This is a genomic window from Amycolatopsis sp. NPDC114505 (genome assembly GCF_055633615.1).
The window spans coordinates 571810-591877 of record NZ_JBVKDV010000004.1; the positions used below are offsets into that span (position 1 = coordinate 571810).

At 70.2% G+C, this 20068-nt stretch carries 17 protein-coding genes; 7 read left to right on the top strand and 10 right to left on the bottom strand.

The window, feature by feature from the left end; all coding sequences use genetic code 11:
• Positions 1 to 66: 66 nt before the first annotated feature.
• The 4 genes from ACZ7OU_RS40520 (at position 67) to ACZ7OU_RS40535 (ending at position 5416) form a co-directional block, all read left to right on the top strand.
• The gene (locus ACZ7OU_RS40520) at positions 67 to 1512 is read left to right on the top strand and encodes an NDP-hexose 2,3-dehydratase family protein (protein ID WP_470259337.1); all 1446 of its coding nucleotides are present in this window, start codon (positions 67 to 69) and stop codon (positions 1510 to 1512) included.
• Complete coding sequence (locus ACZ7OU_RS40525) at positions 1491 to 2507, top strand: Gfo/Idh/MocA family protein (protein WP_470246051.1); 1017 nt, start codon at positions 1491 to 1493, stop codon at positions 2505 to 2507. The genes ACZ7OU_RS40520 and ACZ7OU_RS40525 overlap by 22 nt, the downstream gene beginning before the upstream one ends.
• Positions 2507 to 3292 carry an NAD-dependent epimerase/dehydratase family protein gene (locus ACZ7OU_RS40530; protein ID WP_470259338.1) on the top strand — a complete coding sequence of 262 codons (786 nt, stop codon included), beginning with the start codon at positions 2507 to 2509 and terminating at the stop codon, positions 3290 to 3292. The genes ACZ7OU_RS40525 and ACZ7OU_RS40530 overlap by 1 nt, the downstream gene beginning before the upstream one ends.
• 489 nt (positions 3293 to 3781) lie before the next feature.
• On the top strand, positions 3782 to 5416 hold the full coding sequence (locus ACZ7OU_RS40535; RefSeq protein WP_470259339.1) for a beta-1,3-glucanase family protein: 1635 nt from the start codon (positions 3782 to 3784) through the stop codon (positions 5414 to 5416).
• On the opposite strand, the gene ACZ7OU_RS40540 is transcribed toward ACZ7OU_RS40535, so the two are convergent.
• On the bottom strand, positions 5350 to 6708 hold the full coding sequence (locus tag ACZ7OU_RS40540; protein ID WP_470259340.1) for a glycosyltransferase 87 family protein: 1359 nt from the start codon (positions 6706 to 6708) through the stop codon (positions 5350 to 5352). The two genes, ACZ7OU_RS40535 and ACZ7OU_RS40540, sit on opposite strands and share 67 nt — an antisense overlap.
• 181 nt (positions 6709 to 6889) lie before the next feature.
• Here ACZ7OU_RS40540 and ACZ7OU_RS40545 point away from each other — a divergent pair, with 181 nt between their 5' ends.
• A complete protein-coding gene (locus ACZ7OU_RS40545; protein WP_470259341.1) occupies positions 6890 to 7630 on the top strand; it encodes a ribonuclease activity regulator RraA in 741 nt (246 codons plus the stop codon).
• Here the strand turns inward: ACZ7OU_RS40545 and ACZ7OU_RS40550 are convergent.
• The 5 genes from ACZ7OU_RS40550 to ACZ7OU_RS40570 all read right to left on the bottom strand — a co-directional run bounded on the left by ACZ7OU_RS40550 (position 7627) and on the right by ACZ7OU_RS40570 (position 14379).
• Positions 7627 to 8889 (bottom strand): mandelate racemase/muconate lactonizing enzyme family protein, encoded by a 1263-nt coding sequence (locus ACZ7OU_RS40550; protein ID WP_470259342.1) that lies wholly within the window; start codon positions 8887 to 8889, stop codon positions 7627 to 7629. The two genes, ACZ7OU_RS40545 and ACZ7OU_RS40550, sit on opposite strands and share 4 nt — an antisense overlap.
• Entirely contained in the window at positions 8886 to 10898 is a 2013-nt protein-coding gene (locus ACZ7OU_RS40555) for an ABC transporter permease (protein WP_470259343.1), read from the bottom strand. The genes ACZ7OU_RS40550 and ACZ7OU_RS40555 overlap by 4 nt, the downstream gene beginning before the upstream one ends.
• Positions 10895 to 12331 carry an extracellular solute-binding protein gene (locus ACZ7OU_RS40560; RefSeq protein WP_470246044.1) on the bottom strand — a complete coding sequence of 479 codons (1437 nt, stop codon included), beginning with the start codon at positions 12329 to 12331 and terminating at the stop codon, positions 10895 to 10897. The genes ACZ7OU_RS40555 and ACZ7OU_RS40560 overlap by 4 nt, the downstream gene beginning before the upstream one ends.
• Positions 12332 to 12433: 102 nt before the next feature.
• Positions 12434 to 13582 carry a Gfo/Idh/MocA family protein gene (locus tag ACZ7OU_RS40565; RefSeq protein WP_470259344.1) on the bottom strand — a complete coding sequence of 383 codons (1149 nt, stop codon included), beginning with the start codon at positions 13580 to 13582 and terminating at the stop codon, positions 12434 to 12436.
• Positions 13583 to 13632: 50 nt separating this feature from the next.
• Complete coding sequence (locus ACZ7OU_RS40570) at positions 13633 to 14379, bottom strand: FadR/GntR family transcriptional regulator (protein ID WP_470259345.1); 747 nt, start codon at positions 14377 to 14379, stop codon at positions 13633 to 13635.
• Positions 14380 to 14451: 72 nt separating this feature from the next.
• On the opposite strand from ACZ7OU_RS40570, the gene ACZ7OU_RS40575 reads away from it, so the two are divergent.
• The gene (locus ACZ7OU_RS40575) at positions 14452 to 15609 is read left to right on the top strand and encodes a mandelate racemase/muconate lactonizing enzyme family protein (protein WP_470246041.1); all 1158 of its coding nucleotides are present in this window, start codon (positions 14452 to 14454) and stop codon (positions 15607 to 15609) included.
• Here ACZ7OU_RS40575 and ACZ7OU_RS40580 read toward each other — a convergent pair.
• A complete protein-coding gene (locus ACZ7OU_RS40580) occupies positions 15591 to 16448 on the bottom strand; it encodes a VOC family protein (protein ID WP_470259346.1) in 858 nt (285 codons plus the stop codon). The genes ACZ7OU_RS40575 and ACZ7OU_RS40580 overlap by 19 nt on opposite strands.
• On the bottom strand, positions 16445 to 17605 hold the full coding sequence (locus ACZ7OU_RS40585) for an FAD-dependent oxidoreductase (protein ID WP_470259347.1): 1161 nt from the start codon (positions 17603 to 17605) through the stop codon (positions 16445 to 16447). Before ACZ7OU_RS40585 ends, ACZ7OU_RS40580 begins: the two co-directional genes overlap by 4 nt.
• 102 nt (positions 17606 to 17707) lie before the next feature.
• Between ACZ7OU_RS40585 and ACZ7OU_RS40590 the strand changes: the two genes are divergently transcribed.
• Positions 17708 to 18391, top strand: coding sequence for a TetR/AcrR family transcriptional regulator (locus ACZ7OU_RS40590; RefSeq protein WP_470259348.1), 684 nt, complete (start codon positions 17708 to 17710; stop codon positions 18389 to 18391).
• Positions 18392 to 18451: 60 nt separating this feature from the next.
• Here ACZ7OU_RS40590 and ACZ7OU_RS40595 read toward each other — a convergent pair whose 3' ends face one another.
• Both ACZ7OU_RS40595 and ACZ7OU_RS40600 read right to left on the bottom strand, forming a co-directional pair.
• Complete coding sequence (locus ACZ7OU_RS40595) at positions 18452 to 19192, bottom strand: hypothetical protein (protein WP_470259349.1); 741 nt, start codon at positions 19190 to 19192, stop codon at positions 18452 to 18454.
• Complete coding sequence (locus ACZ7OU_RS40600) at positions 19153 to 19713, bottom strand: peptidase inhibitor family I36 protein (protein ID WP_470259350.1); 561 nt, start codon at positions 19711 to 19713, stop codon at positions 19153 to 19155. Before ACZ7OU_RS40600 ends, ACZ7OU_RS40595 begins: the two co-directional genes overlap by 40 nt.
• Positions 19714 to 20068: the final 355 nt, after the last annotated feature.

The window sequence follows — 20068 nt, forward strand, 5'->3', positions numbered from 1 at the left end:
ATTCCTCCTAGTTTCTCCTCGCTACAAATAGGACGTCCCGTCCGCCGGCCACGCGAGGTGAAATCCATGGAGCGTCACACTGGAACCGGCTTGCTCCGCAAACCGGACGTGACGTTGCCACACCGGCTCGCCAAGTCCGCCGCCGCCACCGACGGCGTCGCCACCCCGAACGACGTCGTGGCCAAGTGGATCGACGACCGCAACCTCGCCCACCGCCACGAGGTCCGCCGCATCGAGTTCGGCCAGCTCCGGCAATGGGGTTTCGACCCCGGCTCCGGAAATCTCCGGCACGAAAGCGGCCGGTTCTTCGGCGTCGAGGGGCTCGAGGTCGACACCGACCACGGGCCGGTCACGCACTGGTCGCAGCCGATCATCAACCAGCCGGAAATCGGTATCCTGGGCATCCTCGTCAAGGAGATCGACGGCGTCCTGCACTGCCTGATGCAGGCGAAGTCGGAGCCGGGCAACGTCAACGGTGTCCAGGTCTCGCCGACGGTCCAGGCGACCAAGAGCAACTACACCCGCGTCCACGGCGGGCGGCCGGTCCCCTACCTGGACCACTTCCGCGACCCGGACCCGGAAACCGTGCTCGCCGACGTCCTGCAGTCCGAGCAGGGCTCCTGGTTCTACCGCAAGCGCAACCGGAACATGATCGTCGAGGCCGCGGAGTTCCCCGGCGAGGACGAGCTGCCCGACGACTTCCGCTGGCTCACCCTCGGCCAGCTGCACGAGCTGCTCAAGCAGGACAACCTGGTCAACATGGACGCCCGCACGGTGCTGTCCTGCATGCCCGGCGGGCTCGAAGGCCACGAGGCCGACGCCGTGAGCGACCTGGCCGCGGCCGTGGCTCGCTCCTCGGCCCAGCCCACCGGCAGCCTGCACACCCGCACCGAGGTGCTCAGCTGGATCACCTCGCGCCAGGCCCAGCACGTCGTGCGCACCAGCTCGCTCCCGCTGAGCGAGGTCGCGAACTGGGTCCGGACGCCCGCCGAGATCTCGCACGAGCTCGGCCTGTTCTTCAGCATCATCGCCGTCGACATCACCACCGACGGGCGCGAAGTCGCGCAGTGGACCCAGCCGCTCGTCCGGCCGCACGGCGCGGGTGTGGTGGCCCTGCTGGTGAAACGCGTCGACGGCGTGCTGCACGCACTGCTCAACGCGCGGGTCGAGCCCGGTTACCTCGACGTGGTGGAGCTCGCCCCGACCGTGCAGTGCACCCCGGACAACTACGTGCTCACCCCGGCCGCGGACCGGCCGCCGTTCCTCGACATGGTGCTCGGCAGAAGAGAAGACCAGGTGCTGTTCTCCGCCCAGCTTTCCGAAGAGGGCGGCCGGTTCCACCACGCGTACAGCGACTACCAGATCATCGAGGTGCCCGCGGACTTCCCGGACGCCGGGCTGGCCGACTTCCGGTGGCTCACCCTGAACCAGCTCAACGAGCTGCTGCGGCACAGCCACTACGTCAACGTGCAGGCCCGCAGCCTTATCGCGTGCCTGCGGGGGCTGCGGTGAGCCGGGCCCTGCGGCTCGGCGCGCTCGGCTGCTCGTCGATCGCCGCGCGGCGCACGCTGCCCGCCGCGGCCGCCGTGGCCGAGCTGGCGCTGACCGCCGTCGCGGCCCGCTCGCCGGAGAAGGCCGCGGAGTTCGCCGGGCGCTTCCACGCCACCGCGACGACCTACGACGAGCTGCTGGACCGCTCCGACGTCGACGCGGTGTACGTCTCCCTGCCGACCAGCCTGCACCACGAGTGGACCAGGAAAGCATTGCTGGCCGGGAAACACGTGCTGTGTGAGAAGCCGCTCACGCTCAACCTCGAGCAGGCCGAGGACCTGGCCGAGCTGGCCACGAAGCAGAACCTGGTGCTGCGCGAGAACTTCACGTTCATCCACCACCCCCAGCACACGCGGGTGCGCGACCTGCTCGACGCCGGCCGGCTCGGCGAGCTCCGGACGTTCACCGCGTCGTTCGGCATCCCGCCGCTGCCCGCCGACGACATCCGCTACCAGCCCTCGCTCGGCGGCGGGGCGCTGCTCGACGTCGGCGTCTACCCGCTGCGCGCGGCGCTTTTCCTGCTGGGGCCCGATCTCCGGGTCACCGGCGCCACCCTGCGGTTCGACGAGGGCGGCGTGGACGTCGCCGGGCACGCGCTGCTCACCTCGGCCAGCGGCGTCACCGCGTCCCTCGACTTCGGTTTCCAGCACAGCTACCGCTCGCGGTACGAGCTCTGGGGCAGCGCCGCGGCGCTGTCGCTGGACCGCGCCTTCACGCCCCCACCGGGCCGGCAACCGGTGCTGCGCATCGAAGAACAGGACCACGTCGAAGAGCTCTGGCTCCCCCCGGCGCACCAGTTCGAGCTGTCGCTGCGCTCGTTCGCCGTCGCCGCGCTGGCCGGGCGCGACGACTCCGAAGCGGCTTGGCTCTCCTCCTCCGTGGACACCGCGCGGCTCGCCGACGAAGTGTTCTCGAACGCGGCCGGGGTGGCCGACGACCGGACGGTGACCCGCTGATGGAGATCATCGGAACCGGCTTCATCGCGCACCACACCCGCCGGTACTTCGGCGACCGGTACCCGGACGTCACGCTCATCGCGGCGGGCGTGTCGACCGTGCTCGTCAGCGACGTGTCCGCGTTCCAGCGCGAGTCCACGCTGGTCTACGACGTGATCGACCGCTGCCGGGCCGCCGGCCGCACGGTGATCTTCCTGTCCACCGCCTCGACCGGCATGTACGGCGCCGACCAGTCGGTCGGCAGCGAGGGCGGCGCGGTCTTCCCGCTCACGCCCTACGGCCGTCACAAGCTGTGCCTCGAACACGTCTGCGCGCTGTCGGGCGCGCGGTGGCTCGTCCTGCGGCTCTCGCACATCGTCGGGCCGGGGCAGTCGTCGCACCAGCTGCTGCCGTCGCTGACCCGCCAAGTGCTCTCGGGTGAGGTCACGCTGCACTCCGGGGTCTCCCGCGACCTGCTCGACGTCGGCGACATGATGCGGATGATCGACTCGCTGCTCGGCCAGGGCATCCGGGACGAGGTCGTCAACGTGGCGTCCGGGCGGTCGGAGGCCATCGAGGACATCGTCGACGGCCTGGAGGAGCGCCTCGGCGCGCGCGCCGAGCGCAAGCTGGTCGAGATGCCGGCCAAGCGCGGCGACGTGCGGATCGACAAGCTGCGCGGGCTGGTCACCGGGTTCGACGACTTCGGCATCGGCCCCGGCTACCTGAAGACGCTGCTGGACCGCAACATCGACGAGCTGGCCGAGAGCGCCCGCCGTCACCTCCGGGCCGCGGCCACCGTCTGACGCTCGTCCGTCCCCTGTGGACGATCGTTTTCCCCGTGGCGGCACGACGTCCGGTGCACCGTACTGGGGGCTGGGCGCACCGGACGTCGTACCTTCGCAGGCGGGAGGGGGGAGTGCTCCCGCCGGGTCTTTTCAGCCGAGCACCGCCCGCGCGGCGCCCAGTGATCAGCTAACCGGTCCGGGCCGTGGTCCGGCTAGCGGAAAAGGTCGCTGCCCCTGACAACCTAAGTTGATCGCTCCGGATGAGTACGCCACGAATGGAGTAGGAAGCATCTCCGGAATTGCGTTCTTCGTGTTCCCGGTGGACATTTGCCACGCATTGCTCCGAATGGCGCACCTGTACGGGAGGGCAGGCTCGGCGGCCGCTCGTACCACACCTGACCTGGTGGTGTTGACCACGTCGGCGCCACGTACTTAGCGTTCGGCTTCCCCCACCCCGCGGACACGTGTCGCCGCCACGCACGTCGCCGCCCTCCCCGAGGAGGCGCCATGCTGTCCAGGCGTACCTTCGTCACCGCCGGTCTCGCGGCCGCCGTGACCAGCGCGCCACTGTGGTCTGCCGTCACCGCGCCGAAAGCGCGGGCCGCGGCGACCCTGCCGTTGACGTTGAAGAACAATTCCGGCAACGGAACCGTCTACGCCTACATCAGCGGCGCGGACAGTTCCGGCTGGCCCGGCTTCGTGACGGCCGACGGCCAGTTCCACCGCCTGTCCAACCCGTCCTCGCCGGTGACGCCGATCCCGGACTACGCCATCCCGCTGGGCGGCTCCGGGTCACAGGTCACGGTGACACTGCACGACTACATCATCGGCGGCCGGGTCTGGTTCTCGGCGGACAAGAGGATCCAGTTCTTCGTCAACCCGGGCCCCGGGCTCGTGCAGCCCGGCTTCACCAGCTCGGACCCGAACTGGCAGACGAACTGGACGTTCTGCGAGTTCACCTACAACAGCGCGAACCTCTACGCGAACATCAGCTACGTCGACATGGTGGCGCTGCCGGTGTCGATGGCGACGACGGGCGCGGCCGGCGCGCAGTCGGTCAGCCCGCTGCCGGACGGCGCGCTCGGGGCGATCGCGGACGGCCTGCGCGCGCAGCACAACACGGACGGGGCCCCGTGGGACCGGCTGGTCGTCACCGACACGTCCGGCAAGGTGGTGCGGGTGCTCGCGCCCGGGCACTCCCCGACCGACTTCGGCGGCTACTGGACCGGCTACCTGAACGCCGTCTGGGACCACTACCGCTCGACCCCGCTGACGATCAACGGCCAGGGCAGCATCGGCTCCTACACGGGCACGGTCAGCGGCGACACGATCGTGTTCGCCGGCCTGAACACCAACGGCGTGCCGTTCACCAAGCCGAGCGCGATCGACATCTTCGGCTGCGCGAGCGGACCGCTGTACAACTCCGGCGTGGACGCCCGCGGCGCGATCGCCGCCCGCCTCGCGGCCGCGCTCAACCGCAGCAGCCTGCTGGTCGGCGGCGGCAACAACCAGCCCGACGGTGTCCCGCCGTCCCAGTACTACAAGGACCCCACGACGAACCACTACGCGCGGCTGGTCCACCAGCACGCGACGATCGGCTACGCCTTCCCGTACGACGACGTCGGCCCGACGGGCGCCCAGCCGGTCGACGGCCACCTCCAGGACCCGGCGCCGACGTCCTGGACGGTCGCGCTCGGCCCGGGCGCGGGCGGCGGCACGACACCCCCGCCCGGTGGCACGAGCGCCTACTCGACGATCCAGGCGGAGTCGTTCAGCGCCCAGAGCGGCACCCAGAACGAGGCCTGCAGCGAAGGCGGCACCGACGTCGGCTGGATCGCCGGCGGCGACTGGCTGAAGTACTCCGGCGTCGACTTCGGCTCGAGCTCCCCGCGCCAGTTCGTCGCCCGCCTGGCCTCGGGCGCGGCCGCCGGGGTGAGCGGCGCGATCCTGGCCCGCGTCGACAGCACGTCGGGCCCGGTGCTCGCGGAGATCGACTTCGCCAACAACGGCGGCTGGCAGAACTGGCAGACGGTGCCGGCGAACATCGTCGGCTCAGCGACGGGAGTGCACGACGTCTACCTGACGTTCGGCGGCGGTTCGTCGGACTTCGTGAACATCAACTGGTTCACCTTCGCCCGCTGACCACCGGGGGTCTGGCCGCGGTCAAGCGGGGGCGCGGCCAGGCCTCCCGGGTTCAGCCAGCCGGGACGGACGGCGGCCAACACCAGCAAACCCGCCGCCAGCACGATGTACAACGCATGAGCCGCGGCCTGCAGCACCGGCGGATAGCTCTCCGGAAGGACCACCAAGCCGACGATCGGGGCATCGGCCCGGTCACTCACCCGCCAGCCGAACACCAGCAGGTACACCGCCACCAGCGCCGCCGCCGGCAACCACGTCCGGGACCGCCACGCGCCGCAGGCCGCCATCACGAAGAACGGCACCAGCCACACCCAGTAATGCGTCCACGTCCACGGCGTCACCAGCACCATCGCCACCCCGACCACGCACACCGCCAGCAGCTCACGCCCCTGCCGGTGCGCACGCACCGCGACCCACAACGCCAGCAGCGCGACCACCACCGCCACCGGGATCCACACCGGGCCGGCCACATCCGCGACACCGAGCAACCGGGACACCGCACCCCGGATCGACTGGTTCTCCGGCGAGATCGCGCTGGCCGCGGTACCCGTGATCCGCGACGGATCCGCCACGTTCGCCGACCAGAACACCCCCGAATCGTGCGGCAACGCCACGAACCCCGCCAGCACGGTCAGCACGAACGTCCCCGTCGCCACCGCCGCGGCCCGGAACCGGCGCGTCAGCAGCAAGTAGACGATGAAGAACCCCGGCGTCAGCTTGATCCCCGCCGCCAGCCCGACCCCGACGCCGCTCCACCAGCGATCCCGGCCGGTCAGGTCCGCCAGCACCAGCAGGACCAGGATCAGGTTCACCTGACCCACCGTGAAGTTCATGAGCACCGGCTGCAGCGGCAACGCCAGCGCCGTCAACGCCGCCGTCGCCGCGACCCGGCCGTGATCGGCCGCGTACCCCTGCTTGCCCAGCGCGATCCAGACCACCGCCAGCAGCGCGAACAGGTTCGCCAGCACCGCCACCATCGGCAACAGCAGCTGCGGAACCGCGGACAGCACAGCGAAAACCCCGGCCGCGAACGGCGTGTACTTGAAGGTGCCGCCGATCATCGGCAAGTGCGAGATACCCGGCTCGTACAGCGGCTGCCCCGCCCGCACCGCCCGGCCGGTGGCCACGTACGACACGAAGTCCTCGAGGTACACGCCGGTCGCGGTCCAGAGCCCGGTCCACACGGTGTACCCCACCACCGCCACCAGCAGCACGACGCCGGAAAGCACCGTCCACCACACCGGCGCCGGCAACTTGCGCTCGACCCGCACATCAGCAACGACGGTTGTCACCGCTATATCCCTCCCTAGATACGCGGGCCAGTCTAAACAGCGACGATCACTCGATCGGGTTCGGCCTTCCGCAGCGGGCTCGGATCGATCTTTGCCCCTCGGCGCGTCGCCGAGCGGGTAGGCTCGACTCAAGATCTCCTCCGGAAGTCACCGTCAGCGCGGACCTGAGGGAGCAACCGACGTGGTCGAGACGCACGACATCGTTCGCCCGCCCGCCGAGCTCAGCGCGGCGCTCGCGGCCATCGGCAGCGCGACGGCCAGCGGCGAGCTCAGCCGCATGGGCATCCGCAGCGCCTTCATCCGCGGCCCGGTCTCGGTGACCCCGGGCGTGCGCGTGGCCGGTCCGGCGCTGACGCTGCAGTTCCTGCCGAAGCGGGAGGACCGCTACCCCGTCGACGAGTACGAGGAACCGGAAAAGCAGCTGCACCGGCACGTCATGTACCACGCGCGGCCGGGCGACATGATCGTCGTGGACGCGCGCGGGGACATGGAGAGCGGCGTGTTCGGCGAGATGATGCTGACGTTCTTCAAGGGCCGCGGCGGCGCGGGCGTCGTGGTCGACGGCTGCCTGCGCGACACGGGCGAGGCCAAGCAGCTCGGCCTCGGGCTGTGGATCCGCGGCGCCACCCCGAACTTCCACACCCAGACCGGCATCGTCCCGGCCGCGGTCAACGTCCCGGTGGCGTGCGGCGGCACGCTGGTCGAGCCGGGCGACATCATCGTCGCCGACGACGACGGCGCGGTCGTGGTACCGGTCAAGCTCGCCCCGGCCCTGGTGGCCCACGCCCAGGAACACGCGGAATGGGAGGAGTTCTCCCGCATCCGCCTGTCCGAGGGCGGCGACATGCGGCTGTACTACCCGCTGTCGGACGAGGCCCGGCCCGAGTACGAGCGCTGGCGGGCGGAAAACGGCCGCGCCTAGCTCCACAGCCGGTCGTGGCTCGACTCTCCGTCCCAGTGCTTCGTTTCGGCGAAGAACACCGGGTCGCGCGGGTCGAGGTGGCGGCGCAGCACCTCCTCGTCGAGGTCGCCGAACCCCAGGCCCGGCGTGTCCGGCACCGTGATGCGGCCGTCCTGGATCAGCGGGCGGGGCAGGCCGGTGACGAGGTCGCTCCAGAACTCCACCTCGGCCGCGTGGTGTTCGAGCGCGAGGAAGTTCTCCGTGGCGGCGGCCAGGTGCACGCACGCCATCGTCGCGATCGGCGACGCCGCCAGGTGCAGCGCCATCGCGACCCCGCGCTCCTGCGCGTAGTCGCCGAGCCGCTTGGTCTCCGCGATCCCGCCCGCCGTCGCCGGATCCGGGTGCACGACGCGGATGGCACCCGCGTCCAGCAACGGACGGAAGCCGTCGAGCAGGTAGATGTCCTCCCCCGTGCACGTCGGGACCGCGACGGCCTCGGTCAGCTGCCGCCACTGGTCGGTCAGCTGCCACGGGATCAGGTCCTCGATCCACGCCAGCGTGAACGGTTCCAGCGCGCGGCCGATCCGGATGCACGAGTCGAGGGCGATGTGGCCGAAGTGGTCGGCGGCCAGCGCGACGTCGTAGCCGACGACCGAGCGGACGATGTCCACATAGGACACCAGGTGCTCGACGCCGCGCGCGGTGACCTGGATGCCGGTGAACGGGTGCATCGTCGTGACGTCCGAACGGGCGCCCGGCGGCGCGATCAGCGCCCCCGGCACGTCCCACAGCAGGTCGACGCCGACGTCCATCTTCAGCATCGTGAACCCGCGCTGCTTGCGTTCCAGCAGCCGGGCGCCCATCGCGTGCGGGTCCGGCAGCGACGGAGTGTCCGCGTAACACCGGATCTCGTCCCGGAACCGGCCCCCGATCAGCGCGTACGCGGGTACTCCGTACGCCTTGCCGGCCAGGTCCATCAGCGCCATCTCGACGCCGGAGACCCCGCCGCCCTGGCGGCCGTGGAACCCGAACTGCTTGATCTTGCGGAAGATCTTGTCGACGTTGCAGGGGTTTTCCCCGACGAGACGGCTCTTGAGCATCAGCGCGTAGGTGGCGCTGGCGCCGTCGCGCACCTCCCCGTAGCCGACGAGGTCCTGGTTGGTGTCGATCCGGATGATCGACGAGCGGAACGGCACCCCGGCCAGGTTGGCCACCCGCAGGTCGGTGATGCGCAGGTCACTCGGCCGGGACGCGGTCGCGACGTGGTCCTCGCTGATCATCCCTTCACCGCCCCCGCGGTGAGGCCCTCGGTCAGGAACCGCTGCCCGAACCCGTACATGAGTACGACCGGGATGCTGACCAGCAGCGAGGCGGCGGCCAGCTGCCCCTGCGGCACGACGTCGCCGAAGATCATCGACTGCATGCCGACCGGCAGCGTCTTGTTCTCGTCCTTGGTGATGAACACGAACGCGAACAGGAACTCGTTCCACGCGTTGGTGAGCGTGAACAGCGCGACCGCGAGCAAGCCCGGCTTGGCCAGCGGCAGCACGATCCGGCGGAACGCCCCGAGCCGCGTGCAGCCGTCGACCAGCGCGGCCTCCTCGAGGTCGGCCGGGATCGACTTGAAGTAGCCGACGAGCAGCCACGTCGCGAACGGCAGGGTGAACGTCGGGTAGGCGAGCACCAGCGACCACAGCGAGTCGTTGAGCCCGATCCCGCTCATCAGCTGGTACAGCGGGATGAACAGCAGCGCGCCCGGCATGACGTAGGTGAGCAGGATCGTCACGGTGAAGCTCTCCGAACCCCGGAACTTCAGCCGCGCCAGCGCATAACCCGCCAGTGCCGCGCAGACCAGGGCGATCACGGTGGACGCGACCGACACCAGGATCGTGTTGACGTACCAGGTGCCGAACGCCCCGGTGAACAGGTTGGTGAACTGCTCGGTGGTCCACGGGGCCGGCCAGAGGTCGTCGGTGCGCGCGACGATCTGGTCGTCGGACTTGAAGGCCGTGACCGTCATCCAGTAGAGCGGGGCGAGCACGAAACCCAGCAGGGCCACCAGCGCGACCCCCGAGCCGGTGACGCCGACCACGCGGGCGGCCAGCCGGTTGCCCCGGATGGCGAGCACCGAGACGACCCGGCCGACGGCGGCCGCGAGCACCACGAACACGCCCAGCACGAGCGCGGCCTTCCACACGATGTGCGGCGACGCCCAGACCAGGACGAGCGCCGAGCCCGCGACGATCACCCACGGCAGGGCCCGGCGCTGGGCGGGACCCAGCCGCCGTCGCCCCAGGTCCGCGGCGCCCGGCTGGTCGGTGCGCCGCATCATCCGCACGAGGATCACCACCAGGACGGCGATGATGGGCAGCATCACCAGTGTGACCGCGGCGCCCGCGCCCGGCTGCAGCTGCTGGATGGCCTTCGAGTAGGCCACCATCACGTACGGGGCGGTGGCATCCCCCGGTCCGCCCTGGGTCATCAGCCAGATCAGGTCGAAGTTGTTGAACGTCCAGATCGACGACAGCAGCACCGTCACGATCATGACCGGCCGCAGCCCCGGCAGCGTGATGTGCACGAAGCGCTGCCACGGCGACGCGCCGTCCACCATCGCCGCCTCGTGGAGCCCGCTGTCGATGGCCTTGAGCCCGGCGAGGAACGTCACCGTGAAGAACGGGACGCCCTTCCAGACGTTGACCAGGATGACCGCCGGCAGCGCGAGCGCGGGATCGGACAGCCACTCCGCGGGCCACTTGTCGACGAGCCCCATCGCGGCGAGGGCGGGCCCGATCCCCGAGTCGGTCAGCAGGACGTTGACGCTGCCGAAGATCGGGTCGAGCAGCGACCGCCACGTGAACGCCGTGACGACCGTCGGGATCACCCACGGCAGCAGGATCACCCCGGCGATGAGCGCCCGCCCGCGCCGCATGTGGTGCAGCATCAACGCCGCGATGAGCCCGAGGACCACCTTGAAGATCTCGGCGTAGGCGGTGAAGACGAACGAGTTGAGCACGCCCTTGTGGAACAGGGCGTCGCCGATGAGCGCGGTGTAGTTGCCCAGCCCGGCGAAGACCGTTTCCGCGCCGTGGCGTTCCGTGAAGCTGGTGAAGACCGAGCTGACGATCGGCACCAGGATCAGGCCGGCGACCAGCACCAGCGTCGGCCCGATGAACACCGCCGCGAGGCGCCAGTCCCGCCCGAGCCGCCGCTGCGTCGGCGTGAGCGACGACGAGCTCGGCGCCGGCCGGGCCGGCGCCGTCGGTGTCCTCTTCGGACGCACGACCGTCATTGCTTGTAGCCCTGCTGCTCGAAGATCTGCACGATCCGGGCGTGGGTCGAGGCGACGGCGTCGGCCGGCCGGGTACCCTGGATGACCGACTGCATCATGTCGGTCAGCAGGTAGGCGGCGATGGACGCTTGCTCGCCGGGGCTCGGGGCCTGGGGGAACGCGTAGCCGGTCCGGGTCTTCAGCGGGAGCTTCACGCGGGTCTGCTCCCGCAGCGCCGCGAAGGCCGGGTCACCGGTGGTGTAGTACGGGTCGGAGTCCCACACCTTGTCCCACGCGGGGTTGACCAGGCACGGTGCTTCCTTCGCGACCCCGAGCAGCGCGCTCCCGCTGACCATGAACTTCGCCACCAGCTTGGCGAGGTCGGGGTTCTTCGCCCCCTTGAACACGACGAACGAGTTGGACTGGCCGTACGCGAGCGGCTGGTCGATCGCCGGTCCGGTGGCGCCGTTGAACGGGTGGGTGTTGGCGTAGACCGGGTTCTTCTTGGTCTTCGAGTCAGCGTAGACGCTGAACTGGTTGAGCGTGAGCCCCAGGATCTGGGCCAGCCAGTTCTCGTTGTTGCTCGAGTCGGTCCAGCTGCCGATCCCGGGTGGCAGCATCGGCGCGTACTTCGGGTTCGTGTAGATGTCGCCGATGAACGTGACGGCGGCGACCGTCTCCGGCGAGTTGAACACCACCTTCGTGCCGGTGTTGTCCGCGATCGCGCCGCCGTAGGTGCTGATGACGTTCTGGATGAAGCCGTTGGCGTCCCCGGAGCGGTTCACCGTGAGCCCCCAGCCGAAGCGCCGCTTGGCCGGGTCCGACACCGCCAACGCGTTGTCGCGCAGCTCTTCCCACGTGTAGTGGGGCTTGAGCGGGAGACCCTTTTCCGCGTACCAGTCCTTGCGCAGGTACATCCCGGACGCGATGAAGTGGTACGGGATCGCGAACCAGCGCCCGTCGAACACGCAGTAGTTGGTCGCCTCCGTCGCGGGCTCCCCGTAAAGCGCTTTCATCTCGGTGACCACGTCGGTGACGTCGGTCAGGGCGCCGAGGTTGTGGAGCTGGCCGACGAACCGCAGATCGCTCATGAAGGCCAGATCGCGGTTGGTGCCCGCCTTCACCTCGGCGTCCATCTTCGCGACCATGTCGCCGGCGTCCCCGGAAACCAGGTCGTTGCGGACCGTGGTGCCGGTGGCCTGTGCGAACACCTGCAGCGACTTGTCCAGCGCCTTGTTGGCGGCCTCCGAGTACAGCTTCTGCGACAGCATCCCCACCGACCCGCCGCGCAGCGCCGCCGCCTGGTCAAGCAGTGCCTTGGGCACCTGGACGTCGACCTGCGGCGCGGGTGCGGGACCGCTCCCGCAGCCGGCGAGACCGAGCACGCCCAGCGCGCTCACCCCCGCGCTCATCCCGAGGAAGGTGCGCCTCGACAGGTCAGTTTTCTCTTCCATGACAACTCCTCGTACCGACGGGGCGACGTTGCGACCGGCGGGGGCAGCGAGGCGAGTGCCACGCTGCGAGTTTTCAAAGCTGCGAGCTTCAAGCTGGGTTGTTCACGCGGCGAAGGACGCCGTGCTGCTGATGCGGTGTCCCGGCAGCCCGTCGAACAGGCCGGCCGAGCCGCGGGGCCGCCACAGCGGTACCGGGCCCGCGCCGGGCACGGGGTCGAGCGCCAGTGCGGCCGCCCGGTCCGCGGAGTCGAGCGCCCGCAGGACGACCATCGCGTTGGCCACGCTCTGGGCGACGCTGCCGACCGGCCGCACGCCGAACTGCACGGCGTCGGCGAAGTCGGCGAGCTCCGCGCGGTAGCCGTTGTCGCTGCCGCGGAAGACGGTCGTGTGGGCGGTGGCGTCGGGACTGCTGCGCGTCACGCGGCGCTCCGACTCGGATCCGCCGAGCACGAGCACGCCTTCGGTGCCGTACAGCCGCATGTCGTTGGGTTCGGGCGGTACCGGGATCTCGGGGAAGGACGCGGTGTAGTTGCCGATGGCGCCTCCGGTGAAGACGAGGTTGAGCGTGAGGTCCGACGGTGCGTCGATCGTGCTGTTGGCCGCCTGCACGGCACCGTGCACCCGCGCGACGTCGCCGCAGAGCAGCCGGATCTGGGCGATGTGGTGCACGCCGAAGTCGAGGTGCACGCCGCCGCGGTACTGCGGCCGCTGCCGCCACGGCGTGCCGGTGAACCCGCCCGCCCGGGGCACCGACCGGCCGGCGTGCCGCCACGCCATCAGGTGCGGGCGCCCGATCGCGCCGTCGTCGAGCAACGCGCGGGCGTAGCGCAGGTCGTCGCGGTAGAAGTAGTTCTCCCCCACCATGAAGGTGCGGTCCGGGTGTCCGGCCGCCAGGGCCAGGAAGGCCGCGGCCTGCTCCTCGTCGCCGCCGGCGGGCTTCTCGCAGAACACGTCCTTGCCCGCCGCGAGCGCGTCGCACGCGACTTCGTACAGGTGCGGGATCGGCACCGAGATCAGCACGGCGTCGACGTCGTCGCGGGCCAGCAACGCGGCCCGGTCGGCGACGGCCCGGGCCGGATCGACCCCGCTGTAGCCGGCGAACCTCGTGCGCTGGTCGGCGGAAGAGTCGGTGAACGCGGTGACGGCGAACCGGTCGGCGAGCCCGCACAACGCCGGCCAGTGCAGCTTCTCGACCGCGAGCCCCGTACCGATCAGCCCCAGCCGGATCGGCGGGATCGCAGGTGCTGCCATGCCTCGTCCGTCCTCGTCGACAGTTGGCGGAACTCGGTCGTGCAGGGGTGCTAACGCCGCTTGGCGGCCCGCTTGCTTCGCTGCTTCTTCTCCGCGAGGAGCGTGGAGAAGTTGTTGCTCAGGTGCTTGCGCATCGCCTCGCGGGCCTTTGCCGGGTCGCGCGCCACGAGCGCCTCGTAGATCTCGGTGTGCTGGGCGGTGGCGCGGCGCAACCCGGCCGGTGCCTCGTTGGTGACGCGCCGGCTGGCCGTGCCGAGCCAGCGGGCGGAGTACATGATCCGGTCGAGGATGCGGTTGTCGGCCGCCCGGCAGATTTCCATGTGGAATTCGTGGTCGACCTCGAGGTAGGCCTCGGGATCCGTTTCGAGCGCGGCCATGCGGTCGATCTCGCCCTTGAGCCGCGCCAGCGTCTCGTCGGTGATGCCGGCCGCGGCCATCGCGGCGAGCTCGGGCTCGAGCAGTGCCCGCATTTGATACAGCTCCTGGAGCAGTTCGTCAACGGTCTCCGTCGGCAGCCACTCGATCAGCAACGGGCTCAGGTAGTCCCACTCCGCGCGCGGGCGGACGACGACGCGGCGGCCCTGCGCGACCTCGACGATGTCCAGCGAGGCAAGGATCTTGAGCGTCTCCCGCGCCACCACGCGGGACACCCCGAACTCGTTCGAGATGTCGAGCTCCGACGGGGCCCGGCCATCTTCGATTTCACCGCTGACGATGCGCCGGGTCAGGTGGGCCGCCACCTGCACCGGAAGAGTCCGGACCTTGACAGCGTCCGGAGACTCTTGTCTCCTTGGCATGTCATCAGCTTATAGGACAAGTTGGACTTCGCGACAGACCTTTCACCGGCAATACTCAGCGGCGGGAGAGCAATGCGGATCGTGAACGTCACGACGGCGGTGGTGGCCTACCACGGTCAGGCCACCCTGGTGCGGATCGACACCGACGAAGGCCTGAGCGGCTTCGGCGAGGCCAATCCCGACGCCGGCGCGGGCGCGGTGGTCGGGATGATCGACTCCCTGACACCCCTCCTGATCGGCGAAGACCCGCGCAACGTCGAGCGGTGCTGGGAGAAACTGCGGCGCAGCAAGGTTTTCGCGGGCGCCCAGAGCGGGGTGTTCGTGATCGCGCTGTCCGGGATCGAGCTCGCGCTGTGGGACCTCGCGGGCAAGGCCGCGGGCCAGCCGGTCTACCGGCTCCTCGGCGGGAAGTTCCGCGACCGCATCCGCCTCTACGCCGACTGCGGCGACGGCGACGACCCGGCGGGTTCGGTCGCCGGGTGCGTCGACCGGGCCCAGCGGATGGTCGCCGAAGGCTTCACCGCCATCAAGTTCGACATCGACAACCTCAAGCACCCGGCCAAGTTCGACACTTTCAACCACACGATCAACGCCGCCGAGCTGCGCTCGATGGTCGAGCGCGTGGCGGCCGTCCGGGAAGCGATCGGACCGGACGTCGACCTGGCCATCGACCTGCACGCCCGCTACGACGTGCCGAGCGCGTGCCGGATCTCGTGGGAGCTCGAGCCGTTCCACCTGATGTGGCTGGAGGAGCCGCTGCCGGCGGAGAACGTCGACGCGCTGGTGCGGGTGCGCGAACAAACTCGCACGCCGATCTGCGCGGGCGAAAACCTGTACCTGCGCTGGGGATTCCGCGAGCTGCTGGAACGCGGCGCCGTGGACGTCATCGAGCCCGACGTCCCGAAGTGCGGCGGCCTGGCCGAGGCCAAGAAGATCGCCAACCTCGCGGAGCTGCACTATGTTCCGTTCGCCCCGCACCTGGTGTCGACGCCGCTGGGCACGATGGCCACGTCGCACCAATGCGGCGCGATCCCCAACTTCCTCGTCCAGGAATGGCACGCCCTCGAGGAACGCGCGGTGTGGGACAGCTACGTCCACGCCCCCGACGGGAGCGGCTCGATCGTCAAGGACGGCTACATCACGCTTCCCGACACCCCCGGCATCGGCGTGGAGCTCGACATGGACGGCGTCCGGGCCCACGCCGTCGAGGGCTACGGAGTGTTCGAGTAGCGCAGCAGGTTTCCCGACGGGTCACGCACTTCCAGCACGTCCGCCGAAAGCGCGTGCGGGTAGCCGGCCGCGGCGAGCCGGCCGGCCAGCGCGTGCACGTCGTCCGCCGTGGGCAGCAGCAGGTCGACGCCGACGAGGTGCGCGGTGTCCACGGGGACGGGCTCGCCACCGTCCGGGCTGAACCGGTTGGTGAGGACGAGCAGTGCCCGGTGCTCGCTCACCCCGATCGCGAGGAACATGGTGCCCAGCCTGCCCTGGACGTCGAAACCGAGCAGGTCGACGTAGAAGGGCTCGGTGGCCTTCAGCTCGGCGTCGGTCACCTTCAGCTGGACGTGCCCCATTTCGGTCCCCGCCGGCAGCCCGGTGAACGGCTCGTCCGCGCCGGGCTCGTCGGTGAAGTCGGTCAGCTTCATCGGATCGGCGACGACCGCCGGCTGGTCGCCCTGCCAGCGCCACTCGTCGCGCGGGCGGGCGCAGGTGACCTCCACGCAGTGACCGTCCGGGTCCACGACGTAGCACGAGTGCGCGACGCTGTGGTTCGCCAGCTCGAACTCGGCGTGCTCGGCCGCGTAGTGCTTCACGAACCGGGCCAGGTCGGCGGGCGCCGGAACCTGGGGCGCGAAGTGGCTGAGCCCCGGGCTCGACGCCGGCGGGAGGCCCGCACCGGGTCGTTCCCGCAGGACGGCGAGCACCAGCCCGGGCACTCCCACCCACGCGCTCCCGGCCTCGCGGTCGAGGATCTGCAGGCCGATGGACCGCGTGTAGTAGTCCAGGCTGCGGTCCAGGTCGGCGACGGTCAGTTCGACGGCGCCCAGCGTCAGCCGGCCGGTGGTGGTCATCGGGCCAACCTCGAAACGGCGGACATGCCCTTGAAGAACAGGATCAGCTTCACCGGCCGGCCGTCGACGAACATCATGTCGAGACCCTTCTGCGACGCCGCGGCCGCTTGGGCACCGCGCGGGAACATCGTTTTCTCGTAGCGCGCGAGCGCGGTTTCGACGTCGGAGCCGCCGAGGATCTCCCGCGCCAGATCGGCGCCGTCGATCAGCGCGATGTTGGCGCCTTCGCCGGCGAACGGCGACATGAGGTGCGCGGCGTCGCCGACCAGCGTCACGCCGGGGACCCGCTCCCAGGTGAGCCCCGTCGGCAGGGCGTGGATCGGCCGCGGCCAGACGGCGTCGTCGTCGCACTCGCGGATCAGGTCGGTCAGGGCCGGGACCCAGCCGGGGTACTCGCGCAGCAGCCCCGCGCGCACGGATTCCGTTTCGTGCCAGTCGATTCCACTGTCGGTGACCCAGTTCTCGGGGACGCGCAGGCCGCAGCCGAACGCGATGGTGTTCCCGCCGTGCCCGCCGATGTACCTGTTGTCGGACAGCGCGAAGAAGCTTCCCCGCCCGGTGAGCGCGAGCGCTTCCGGATGCTCGACGGCCGCGTCGGTCAGGCGCAGCTCGACCACGGTGATCCCGGTGTAGTGGGGCTTCACCGGAGTCAGCAGCGACCGGATCCTCGACCAGGCGCCGTCGGCGCCGACGACGAGATCGGCGCGGACCACGGAGCCGTCCGCGAACTCCAGCACATGCCCGGCGTCGACGGACCGCGCGGCGACGACCTTGCGCCCCCAGGCGATGGTGTCCGGGTCCAGCGACTCGAGGAGCAGCTGCCGCAGCTCCGTCCGATCGATCTCCGGCCGCCCGCTGCCTCCCGCGGGTTCACGCCGGTCGACGTGCACCCGCCCGGTCTTGTCGAGCAGGCGCATGTCCTCCCCGCCGACGTGGGTCCGAGCGCGGAACGCTTCGTAGAGGCCGGCTTCCTTGAGCGCGAGCTGCCCGGTGTCCTCGTGGATGTCGAGCGAGCCGCCCTGCCGCCGGGAATCCGGTGTGGCATCGGCTTCGTAGACGGTGACGGGGATGCCGTTGCGCTGGAGGATGCGCGCGCAGACGAGGCCGCTCAGGCCCGCGCCCACGATGGCGATGGTGTTTTCGGACGTGGTGATCACCCCTAGGTCATGGAGCCGACCGCGGCTCTTAACGAACGCTATTCGTTACGATCGTTGTTCGTCAAGTTGCAGAACAAGGCTCGCGACGAATACCGTTCGCCAGTGCCCCACCGTGATCCGTTCAGAGCCCCCGAGGTCGAGAGCCGCCGCACCAGACCGGCCAAGCCGCCCCTGAGCCGCGACGCGATCGTCGAGGAGGCACTGCGCCAGATCACCGCGGAAGACGGCGGCCCGATGAACCTCCGCAAGATCGCGAAGGCACTCGACACAGGCCCGGCATCGCTCTACGTGTACGTGAACGACATGAGCGAACTCCAGGCGCTCGTGCTGGACCGCGCATTGGCGGACGTCAAGATCGACGAGACAGAGGGCTCGTGGCGCGACCGCCTCGAAGGACTCCTCCGCTCGTACGCCGAAGTCCTGATGAGCAGCCCGGCGGTAGCGCTGATGGCGTTCCGAACGACGGCGGTGGGCCCCAACGCACTACGCATCGCCGAAGCCCTCCTGGAGCTCCTGGCCGAAGCGGGCGTCGACCAGAAGACCGCGGCGTGGGCCATCGACATGCTGACGATGCTCATCACCTCGGTAGCGGCAGAGCAGGCACTCGGCGCGGACCCGGGAGCCCCGGACGGCCCGGTAGCCCAGGCGATCAACCGAGCCCCGGCGACGGAGTACCCCCGCATCCACGCGGCGAGGACGGAGATCATGTCGGGCACCGGCGAGGAGAGGTTCGCCTGGTCGGTGGACATCCTGATCCGCGGAATCCTCGCGCGAGCCCAGTCCTAGGAGCCAGCGGCTCACCAGCTGCCCCATCACCGCCCACCGCGCCGCCGGCCTTGACGCTCGTCAGCCGTTGATCCCCCGCGCCACCGCAAGCTGCAGCTCCTTGTGCTGCCGCTCGCGAGCCAGGTCACCGGCGTACTGCGGAATGAGCACGTCCTCCACCGCGCGCTCGACCGCGACCCACGTAGGGACCCACCCGACCCGTTCCTTGCACCGCACGTCCTGGGTGGCAACGGCGATCTCGTGCGCGGACGCACGGCCCGAGCCGAAGGCGGGATCGTTCACGGCGGCGTCCGGACCGTCGTAGCGAAAACCCGCGTCGGCCATGCACCGCGACCACTTCGCGGCGGCCGCGGCCACCGGCGGCGTGGTCCGGGTGATCTCGTAGCCGCGGTTGCTCAACCCGAAGCTCACCGGCTCCTGACCGGGCCTCGCGTCGGGCGCGATCGCCCGGTCCGCCTCACCGGCACAGCCCCCGGGCGGCACGTCCCGGCCACCGACCTCACCGGTGCGCGCACCAGTGATCACCGCAACGACGTCCGGCGGCGGCTGGGCGGGCGCCTCGGAGCGGGCGGCGAACACGGCCGGGTCGCGGTAGCCGTAGGTCGCGGCTTCGACCGGGTCGACGAGACCATGCCGCCGCAGCTTGACGGCGTCCCGCACGGGATCGACCGCTTCGAGGGCGAAGCCGATCCCATGGGCCGTGAGGCACCGCTCGATCAGGGTGGTGCGCGCTTGGATGACCTCCAGCTCCTCGACGGGCGTCAACAGCGACCGGTCGAGGGGGAGGTCGAGACCGTGCACCGTCGAAACGTCGGCAGGCACTTTCGCGAGCGCCGCGCCGAGATCAAAGCCGGACGTGGCGGCGGGCGCCGCCGAGCACCCGGAGAGAGCGGCCACCGCCACGAAGGCACCGGCGCGGCGCCGCCATCGGCCGGACGTGACCACGGCGTTTCCGCGCTAGTCCTGGTCGCGGTGAAGTCGTGCCCGCTGTACATCCCGAACGACTGCGAGGCGACGCTGCCGTTGCAGCCGCTGTTGTAGTAGACGGTCGCGGTCCAGCCTGCGTTGTTGATGACCGAGGCGGCGTTGTTCTTCACCTGGACACCGCGGCCGTTCGTGCCGCCCCACCGGAACACCTCGTTGTCGAGGTTGCCGTCCGAATAGGCATAGTTGGCGAGGGCGCCTTCGAAGTTGCTGTTGAAGTAGAAGCACAAGTTGAAGTCAGGGCAGCCGTAGAGAGTAGCCGCGGAGGCGGTCGGAGCCGCGAGGGAGGTTCCGGCGACGAAGGCCACAAGCCCGGTCAAAACCCATTTCGCGCGCATGAATCTCCCATCGACGGAGGCGTCCGGCCAAGCTCGCTGACCACGCCGGCCGTGAGCGGCCGGTTGAGTCACCGGCCGCAACATCACCCGGATGCACCAGCACACACCGGCTCACCCCCGCGGCCGACCCAGGCCACACCACGGCGAGCAATCAATCCTCTGCTTCTGGCGTGCACGTCGCGCTCGCCATCGCGCTCACCGGCACCGATGGCGCGATGGCGGCAGCGGAAACCGCCGACCACCAGCGTTCCGAGGTCACACTGTCCGCGACGTCCTGGGGTTAGGTCGACTCAGCGACGTGTCGTCCAAGGAATGCCCGGAAGGCAAGTGGCCAGGCGGTAGTGGTCTGCCGGAG